This is a genomic window from Trichococcus sp. ES5, from assembly GCF_900067165.1.
Taxonomy (GTDB): domain Bacteria; phylum Bacillota; class Bacilli; order Lactobacillales; family Aerococcaceae; genus Trichococcus; species Trichococcus flocculiformis.
Map to the genome: position 1 here is coordinate 1 of NZ_FJND01000032.1, position 8,519 is coordinate 8,519.

At 36.7% G+C, this 8,519-nt stretch carries 7 protein-coding genes and 1 pseudogene; 4 read left to right on the forward strand and 4 right to left on the reverse strand.

Translation table 11 applies throughout. The features are described 5' to 3' along the window. Positions 1–288: 288 nt before the first annotated feature. A complete protein-coding gene (locus TES5_RS14040; RefSeq protein ID WP_072763883.1) occupies positions 289–783 on the reverse strand; it encodes an IS110 family transposase in 495 nt (164 codons plus the stop codon). 582 nt (positions 784–1,365) lie between these two features. Between TES5_RS14040 and TES5_RS14045 the strand changes: the two genes are divergently transcribed. Next, a complete protein-coding gene (locus TES5_RS14045; RefSeq protein ID WP_068562612.1) occupies positions 1,366–1,755 on the forward strand; it encodes a hypothetical protein in 390 nt (129 codons plus the stop codon). Positions 1,756–1,954: 199 nt separating this feature from the next. On the opposite strand, the gene TES5_RS14050 is transcribed toward TES5_RS14045, so the two are convergent. Both TES5_RS14050 and TES5_RS14055 read right to left on the reverse strand, forming a co-directional pair. After that, complete coding sequence (locus TES5_RS14050; protein WP_198143369.1) at positions 1,955–2,305, reverse strand: hypothetical protein; 351 nt, start codon at positions 2,303–2,305, stop codon at positions 1,955–1,957. Beyond that, entirely contained in the window at positions 2,298–3,158 is an 861-nt protein-coding gene (locus TES5_RS14055; RefSeq protein ID WP_068562613.1) for a ParA family protein, read from the reverse strand. The genes TES5_RS14050 and TES5_RS14055 overlap by 8 nt, the downstream gene beginning before the upstream one ends. A 514-nt stretch (positions 3,159–3,672) precedes the next feature. On the opposite strand from TES5_RS14055, the gene TES5_RS14060 reads away from it, so the two are divergent. The 3 genes from TES5_RS14060 (at position 3,673) to TES5_RS14070 (ending at position 7,918) form a co-directional block, all read left to right on the forward strand. Beyond that, positions 3,673–4,791 carry a hypothetical protein gene (locus TES5_RS14060; RefSeq protein WP_068562614.1) on the forward strand — a complete coding sequence of 373 codons (1,119 nt, stop codon included), beginning with the start codon at positions 3,673–3,675 and terminating at the stop codon, positions 4,789–4,791. Positions 4,792–5,828: 1,037 nt separating this feature from the next. Next, positions 5,829–7,241: an IS4 family transposase gene (locus tag TES5_RS14065; RefSeq protein ID WP_068562615.1), complete on the forward strand. Its 1,413-nt coding sequence runs from the start codon at positions 5,829–5,831 to the stop codon at positions 7,239–7,241. Positions 7,242–7,378: 137 nt separating this feature from the next. After that, complete coding sequence (locus TES5_RS14070) at positions 7,379–7,918, forward strand: hypothetical protein (protein ID WP_369813503.1); 540 nt, start codon at positions 7,379–7,381, stop codon at positions 7,916–7,918. A 177-nt stretch (positions 7,919–8,095) separates the two neighbouring features. Here the strand turns inward: TES5_RS14070 and TES5_RS14075 are convergent. Next, a pseudogene (locus TES5_RS14075) lies at positions 8,096–8,519 on the reverse strand (transposase); the annotation flags it as partial.

Consider the following 8,519-nt stretch of genomic DNA (forward strand, 5'->3'; position numbering starts at 1 on the left):
CTCATCCTTGCGCGTCTTCTGAAGCTGGCAATAAATAAGAATGATTCTGATTCTTTTTTAAGAACGTCTCTACCTACTTTCAAGTTGTCTTCACAGTAATAGGTTCTTTTTCATATAAAGTAAGAATGAAAGTGAGCACCCTTCGTTAAAAAAATGGATCTGAAAAAAGGGAGATTCTTTCCGCACTTTGAAGTAAATGGAGCCGCAGATTTTTACATCCCTGATCAATCCTTTACCAATTGCTGTTACTTCATTCGAACGCAAACAAGTTATAAATATTCTTTCAACCTATATCGTTAGCTTAATGTTCGCCCGTTGTAAAATATTATGATTTTCATTTTTACATTGGGTGATACGTTCGGTATAGGCTTTCCGACGTCTTGTCAGAAGCCGCAATTGTTGAACTTCTTCGCAAGGGATGTAGGATGGATGGATCAGACCACATCTACCAAGTTGGGCAATCCATTCCGCATCGTTCATGTCTGTCTTCTTTCCAGGAAGATTTTTAATATGTTGCGGATTCGCCAGAATCAACGTCAGATTGCTGTCATAAAAAATATTAAATATTGGAATCCAATATTGCCCAGTACTTTCGAAAAAAACATGCGTTACGTTCTGAGATTGAATCCATGCCAATGCTTCTCGAAGTTTCTTTGTTGTTGTACCAAAGGTACGATGCTGTTTTTTTGGTGTGTTTGTATCTAACGGGCCGTCAAGTATACAACAGACAATAGACTTTTGATGCACATCGATTCCGCAACAGGTTTCAACCATAACTTCCATGGAAATCCCTCCTAAAATAAAATGAGAAGATAACGGATTTCATCGAAATAGATCTGTAATTTTGTTTCCATACTCAAAGGTATATTCGGTTTTTCTCAACAAGATGAAATCATTCAGTTTTCTATACGGGTTCGGCAAAACACCGCTAAAATTGTTGAATTTGTGTTACCTTCAATTCAATTATAAGTGGCAACTTATTTTCTGTCATGGATTTGTTCGCGAAGCGAACTTAGAGTTTTCTATCTTATATTTTTCGGCTTCTATTGATACTTTTTCGGTTGTTTTTTCTCTTTCATTTTAAGGTGAAGAAATCTGGAAAGGAGAGAGGAAAACCTTGTTTAAACAGGATTTCGGATCCATTATTGATACTTTACAACGAAAAATTGGACCTACAAAACGTATTTTTTTGTAAAAAAAGTTGCAGATTTCGTCGCACTTTGTGGGGTATTTCAAAAAAAAGTGCAAATTTTACCGTAGTTCTTTAAAAGAACGACAAAATTCTGATTTCACAGAGTCTATACACAGTGTTAAAACAAATTAAACATTTTCCAATAATAGTCTGCAAAAAAGGAGAGGGAAAAATTGAGTAAGCAAACATTGAGATTTTTGATGAGAAATATGGACGAAACAGAATTTAAACTGCATGTCGCTAAATCAAACGGAAATGAGGAGCCTTTTGATGTGTTAAATAGGGATTTCAATGAGTGGCAAAGTTGGAATGAATACAGGGGCGCGAAAAACAGATTTAATCGAACCTATATTTTTTCGATAATTCATGTTCCTGGCGAGAAAGATACTTATGTATTTGGTGGTATATTTAAAGTGGTAAAGACATTCGATGATCATTACGAAGTCGAACTACACCCGGAATACAGAGAGTTAATCGGCAATCTATTAATTAATTTTCACTTTACTGTTCGTGGAAGTTCCTTCAGACTAGAAGGCAATTTTGAAAAAATGTATGTGAAATAACCAGTAACATGAGCCCTTTTATTTCAGCTAAAAAGATACGCATGCCATCAAAAAAAACGCTTATTGCCCTTAGGGTAATAAGCATTTTGTATTTTCATAATCTCTAAACAGCATCATTCTCTTGTAGAACTGTTTAGAATATTTTATTCCGCAATTTTAAATGTTTTGCACTGTAGTCGTTTTATCTAATCCAACAGATTCACTCTTCATCATCGGACATGGTCATGGTTTTAAACTTTCTGCGTTGCATAGGGGTTAAATGCTGAGTATAACTATCGATTAACAATTCTATTATTTCGTAATCAAATTTCGTTTTTGTGATTGATTTTAATGCATTTAATTCTTCTTTAATTGATGCCGATACTTTTATCTGTTGTTGTTGATTTTTAAACTCTTTTTTCTGACTTCTTTCTTGAGTAATTACTTTATTATCAATTTTCTCCACTATATTCTCCTCTTTTGAAGAAGACTTAGTATAAGGTTGCGCAGGCTCGAAATTACCAGGCTTTCTATTCATTCCTCGTAAAACACTCTTTTTTTCTTCACTCATCATTTTCACCTGCTTTTATCGCTAGATAATAATTTAATCTTTCCAGAAATTCATCTGTTAATTCATTGTATTTCGATATTACTTTTTCATCATGGCGATCACTCTGGGTTATTCCGTTTATATCGAAGCGCTTAATACGTTCCATCTGCGGAATCACAGTATGAAATATGTTGTCTTCGCCAAAGCTATCTTTGGCGACTTGCATGATATAAGAATCTACAGAGCCTCCGTTTTTTAAAAGGACTGGAATAAAGCCTAAAACGATTAAATCGAGTGAATATGCTGCATTAAGTCTGTCTAATTCTCTGATGTAATCCTCCGCTCCAGTCAATGATCTTTCTTGGGTCTGAAGTGAAATCAAAACAAATGAAGATGAAACGACTGCGTTACGGGTGATTTCTCCACTCATAGGAGGGACATCAATCAGAATGATATCAAATTTTTTTTTCAATGGCTCCAATAAATCACGAATAAAGAAATCTTCCTCTTTTTGCGAAGATGTATTTTGAAATAAAAATTTTGGGAAATCTTCAAAATCAATAAATGACGGTAACAAATATAAATTTTCCATGATGAATACTTCTAAGCCATCTATTTTGCCTTCTTGAACGCCTCTCATTATAGTTTTATCAATAGTCATAATCCCATCAGGATCATGGTTTGATTTTGTTAAAATCAAACTTTTTGTTGCATTACTTTGTGGATCCAAATCGACCACCAGTGTTTTAATTCCTCTGGCTGCCAAACAGTAGGATAACAATATTGTGTTAGAAGTTTTCCCAACTCCACCCTTTCGATTTCCAACTGTAATTACAACTGCCTCATCTAAATTACTTTTCAGAATAGATTTCATAATTAATCCTCCTTAACGCTACGCGGTTAAATATAACTATTACATAAAAAGTATACCTTAAATTTGCAATCAGCACAAATAAAAAAATAGGGAAATAGTTATAAAGTTATATAGTGAATTAGGGAATTAACGGAGAGGTGAGGCAAATAAATAGGGAAATAGCTATAAAGTGATATAGATAAATAGGGAAATATAACTAAATAAAGGTCGGCGTAACCGCATAAAACGTTTGTATATTAACCTTTTTGAAATATTTAACACATCAAAAAAATAGGGAAATAGGGAAATAGGGAAATAGGGAAAAGATTATATAGTGAATAAACTATAAAGGTATAAAGATATAAAGGTATAAAGATATATAGTGAATTAGTTAAATAGGGAAATATAACTAATAACAAAAAAAAGTATTTACACTTTAAAATTATTACGATATATTAACAAAACAGATATAAAAACTATTTGCTTTGAGTAAATAATGAAATAAACAATATGCCTTAAAGGAGGTGCAACTCAGATGACACTTGCGTTGAATGCTTACAGCCCGGTTTCAAATAAACTTTTAATTGCCTTAAGCGGCCTCAACCGTGAAAATAAACTAGAAACAGCGGATGGGAGAACGGAATACCATTATGAAAAACATGAATATGGCATAAAAGACTCCTATCTTTCTTTCACGTGGTCACAAATCAAGCAGATGCTTTTATTTGTCGGACTAAGTGATAGTGATGGGAATATCATCCATGTAAAAGAAAGCGATTTAGCTGCCGCAATGAAGTGTTCTGAACGCACTGTCCAACGGAATAATAAAATATTTTCAGATAGAGGTATTTTAAAGTGGTCCAGACTCTATTCCGGAACTATTTCCGTCCAGTTTACTAATTATCTAGACGATATCATGGATTTGCAGGAAATTACTGACACTGTTCGCGATCAGTCTAGTTGTGTGGAATTGCCTGAATTCGAAAACAGAAAATTCCGCTCTAAATCGGGTTATACCATCTTAACCAGAGAAAATTTAGAGTTTTTATTAGAGTTGGACGACGTAAATGCATTGCGTCTATCTTTACGAGCACTTCGAGCTATCGAAAAAGATATTCATGTCAACAACGAAGAGGAGTCCTTCTTCTCTTATGCTGAAATTAAAAACAGTATTCCTCCTTATTTACGCTATAAAAAGGCTGTTCTTTCCCTTTTGAGTAAAGTAGAGGGACTGTTCAAATTGGAAATTTTTGACACAGAACGTAAATTAGACAGATTATTCCATGAAAAACTATCTTCGAGCAAAGCCTTGGCTAAAAAAGTCAAAGGGGGCTTTGTTGCTTCGCTGCGCCCTAAAAATGAGTTCAATGCTCGACACCAACGCCAGCAGGAGCAAATCGTCTTCTCCCATAAACTTACGCTCTTTGCTCAAAACATGGCCTCAAACGCTTTATATAAAGCCCAGGAAAGCGTTTTGAACGTTTCAGAGAGAGTTGCCCTAATTAGCTCATTTGGGCTAAAAACGGCCGAAAAAGCCTTGAAAATAATAGAAGCGGAATTTGAAAATAATTTGAGCGCGACTCCACTAACACGGGCATTCAATGAGAATAGCAGTATTTGTTTACGGAATCTGGCCTTAAATTTAAAATTTTAGGACCCCAGGCTTTTTTATCATGTCCTTTTTTCCAAAAAACGAGAGAGGAACGCCCGTTTAGCAATCCGGAATGTGATTATCCTACCTATCAGTCATTCGAAAACTGAAAATAATAGCCTTGGGCTTTTTTTTCGCTAGTCATGACAAAAATCAAGAAAAAATAAAATTTATCAAACTTTTAAAAAAATTAACAAGAATAGAAGCTTGTATATCAAGAAATAGTAGAAACCGAACAACAATCTTTCGTAATGAAACAAATTGATTGGAAATCTTTCGAGTATTTCATTCCTCAAATCGAGCACGTAGCTTCCATAAATGAAATCCGAAAAGTGGTTGGAAATGTTATGATAGCAACGCTTCCAACAATTTTATTTTTTACAATCTTTTGAATCTTTAAAAATCTTTTCGAATGTTTATTTAATCTTTGTTAAATTAATTTAATCTTTTTGAATCTTTAACCGCCTTTCCTCCACCGCCAAATAAATTAATCCAAAATAAAGGTATCAACTTCAGAAATCTGTGTTCACGATCCATCGAACTGTAGAGCGATAAATAAAAAGGAGGACACAATTAAAGCACTAGAGGAGAAATCGTTTCGGCTCCCTTATTTTTATGAATTAACGAAAATAGGATACATTGTTTTAGGAGATAAAGTTAAAAATCCGCACTTGCTCCAGTTGATGGAATAGGTGCGGATTTTTTCGTTGATAAGACAGTTATTTCCAACATATTCATTTTCATATTGGACAACTTTTTCCAGCATAATTATATGCAGATAAAATCCGTATAAACGTTGGTGCTATAGCTTTTTAGGTTACCGTTATAGCTAAGTTTTGTATATATAAATACTATAAAAACAAACGCTATAACGGTAACCGCTCAGGGACTATAACTCAACTTTCGCAGTTATAAAATCTGTTTAATCTTTTGATATGTCAATGTTTTTAAAGACTTAACTATCAAAAATGTACACAAAAAGACACCTCTCTTTGGTAAAATGTAGTTACCACACAACACATACGAAAGAGGGATGTCTTATGGCTACTATTTTACCAGAAAATCAAATCAATCAGGAACTTAATTCTTCCGTTCATCAATTTTTTCGCAATCAGAAACTGGGAACGTTACTGAATCAATCCAATATTCGGAAAGAAGCAGGCATTTCACCAGTAATGCTGGTCCAGTTCATCTTTTCATTGGTCCTTCAAAAGAAAAATTTATATCGGACATTGGAATCCGGACGGGAGCCAGAGGCTCCTGCCAAGGATGCGGTTTATCGCTTGCTCAACAACGCAACCTATAATTGGCGCAAATTTCTGTTGCTGCTGAGTCAAAATGTCATTACCCAGAACTTGCTCCCGCTTGTCTCAGAAAACCGCGAACGCGTCCTGATTTTGGACGATTCCTTATACAGCCGTGCCCGCAGTAAATCGGTCGAGATGCTTGCACTCGTTCATGATCATACCACTGGGAAGTTCGTCCGTGGCTTTCGCATGCTGACTTTGGGTTGGTCGGATGGGAACACTTTCGTGCCGCTTGCGTTCTCTTTATTGAGCTCAGAAAAACAATCGAACCGTTTCCAGGAAATCAACCCGACCATAGATAAGCGCACCGTGGGTTACAAGCGTCGGAAGGAAGCCGTCAAAAAGTCAACAGAAGCGCTGTTCGACTTGCTTGATGATATAAATCCGCTCCAACTCTGCGCTCGAACGTTGCTTTTCGATAGTTGGTTCGCATTTCCAAAAGTAATCAAGCGCGTGGTTTCGGAGTATCCACTCGAGGTAGTCTGTATGCTGAAACGTATGCACCGCGTCTACTACACGTATGAAGGGCAAAAGGATACACTGACCCAGTTGTATCAAGTTGTGCGCAAAAAACGTGGTCGTGCCAAGATCCTCGCATCTGTTGTCGTCAGCTTGGGACTGGACGATAATGAAAAAGAAATTCAGGCCCGTATTGTCTTCGTGCGTGACCGAAATCGCTCCAAAAATTGGCTTGCAATCTTGTCCACGGATGTCAATCTGCCTGAAGAAGAAATTGTGCGTCTCTATGGCAAACGCTGGGATATCGAGTGTTTCTTCAAGGTGGCAAAGTCACATCTGGCGCTAGGAAAAGAGTTCCAGTGCCGCAGTTACGATGCGATGGTAGCCCACACGACAATTGTCTTCACCCGTTACATCATGCTCGCCCTTCGTACACGCGAAGAGCAAGATCCCAGGACCATCGGTCAGCTGTTCTTCTTGTGTTGTGATGAACTGGAGGACATCCGCTTTGCAGAGGCGATTCTATTGGTATTTGACTGTCTGAAGGCTTCCCTGACAGAAGAACCTGTCCTGTCCGAAGAAATGGTGGAGTCGCTTCTGGATAGAGTTTTCGATAATTTACCAACTTTCTTGAAACGAGCATTCCCACAACCGGAAAAGCAGCTTCCAAGTGCTTTAGCGGCATAATATTATAGCTGGAAATGTTGATGTATCAAGTCTATATGGTCTTTTTTAGTGTGCGAAAGTTGAGTAAGTACGTGCTAACGGATCTGACGATTACTTCTCAATTTAAATCCTCGTACAGTTGGATATTATACGATTTTTTGAAGGCACATTATGGTTATTGGCATTTGCCGGTTTCAAAAGAAGCGTTGTTGAAACTTTTTGGTGTCGAAAATAAGAAGAGTTATCTTATGAATACCGGTATGTTTAAACTCAAAGTGTTAGATGTTGCTGTATCGGAAATTAATGAATTGACTGAACTAAAAATTCTATACAAAGAGGAAAAACGTGGGAAATCCATTGTTGGATTTGACCCACATTGGAGTTATGGGACAATTGTCCCTAGCGCCACTGAGAAACAAATGAAACATTTAGAAGAGATAGTCTTATTAATCAAAGAGGACATGTTTATATTTATAAATCTACAGGAAAAGAAAAATAGGGAAGAAGCAATCGAAATGATTAAGGAAATTGAAAACATGAATGCTTTTCTAATCCGACCAGCCGTGATCACGAGAGACTATGCAAACGAATTGATAAAAAAAGCTACAAATAGTTTAAATAGATTAAATTATTTTTTGAAAGAAGACAACCAAGAAACGATAGAAGTTCCACTGTTCAACTGGCTTGAAGGTGAGTAAAGTAAAGCGTATAACCAGATATTAGTGGGATTTAAGTAAAATAGTGCGCATGGGCATATGCATGTTTTGACGAACAAACCGGTTACAGCATACATAAGAGTGGTGTTTTAGATTTTTCTTTTGTGGAATTGGAGTTTTTTCCGTAGTGATTCAGCATATAACCTGAATTCCCGGAATTTATAACGAGGGAGGGGCAACCCCTAACGCCTCATATAATTCCTTCTGCTTCGTCGTAACCTCTCCCAACAGGCGTCCATGTCCGGGGGACTCGAATAATTCAATCGTGTCCAGTTCATCCAGTACACCTTGGAGAGTCCATTGGTTAAATAGCTCGGCATCCTGCATCTTCTTTTTCACATAGGACAAGTAGATTAAAGCGATGAATTCCACGAAAAGCTTCCCGTTCAGGGATAATTCGGACGAAACTTGCATTCTTCTGAAGTTGAGGCGCTCTTTTAAATTGCCGAAGGCTTTTTCAACAACATCCTTGCTGCGATAAAGAGACAACGCTTCAAACGGATCATTGACCTCATTAGAAAGCAATGCAAAGTAACCATAATTTCTAACCGCATTGCGCATCGCCTCTTCTTTAGGCGTGATT

Bases quoted from the DNA above. Each gene is read 5' to 3' on its own strand.
- TES5_RS14040 (WP_072763883.1), bottom strand. From the start codon at position 783: ATGGAAGTTATGGTTGAAACCTGTTGCGGAATCGATGTGCATCAAAAG.
- TES5_RS14050 (WP_198143369.1), bottom strand. From the start codon at position 2,305: ATGAGTGAAGAAAAAAAGAGTGTTTTACGAGGAATGAATAGAAAGCCT.
- TES5_RS14055 (WP_068562613.1), bottom strand. From the start codon at position 3,158: ATGAAATCTATTCTGAAAAGTAATTTAGATGAGGCAGTTGTAATTACA.
- TES5_RS14060 (WP_068562614.1), top strand. From the start codon at position 3,673: ATGACACTTGCGTTGAATGCTTACAGCCCGGTTTCAAATAAACTTTTA.
- TES5_RS14065 (WP_068562615.1), top strand. From the start codon at position 5,829: ATGGCTACTATTTTACCAGAAAATCAAATCAATCAGGAACTTAATTCT.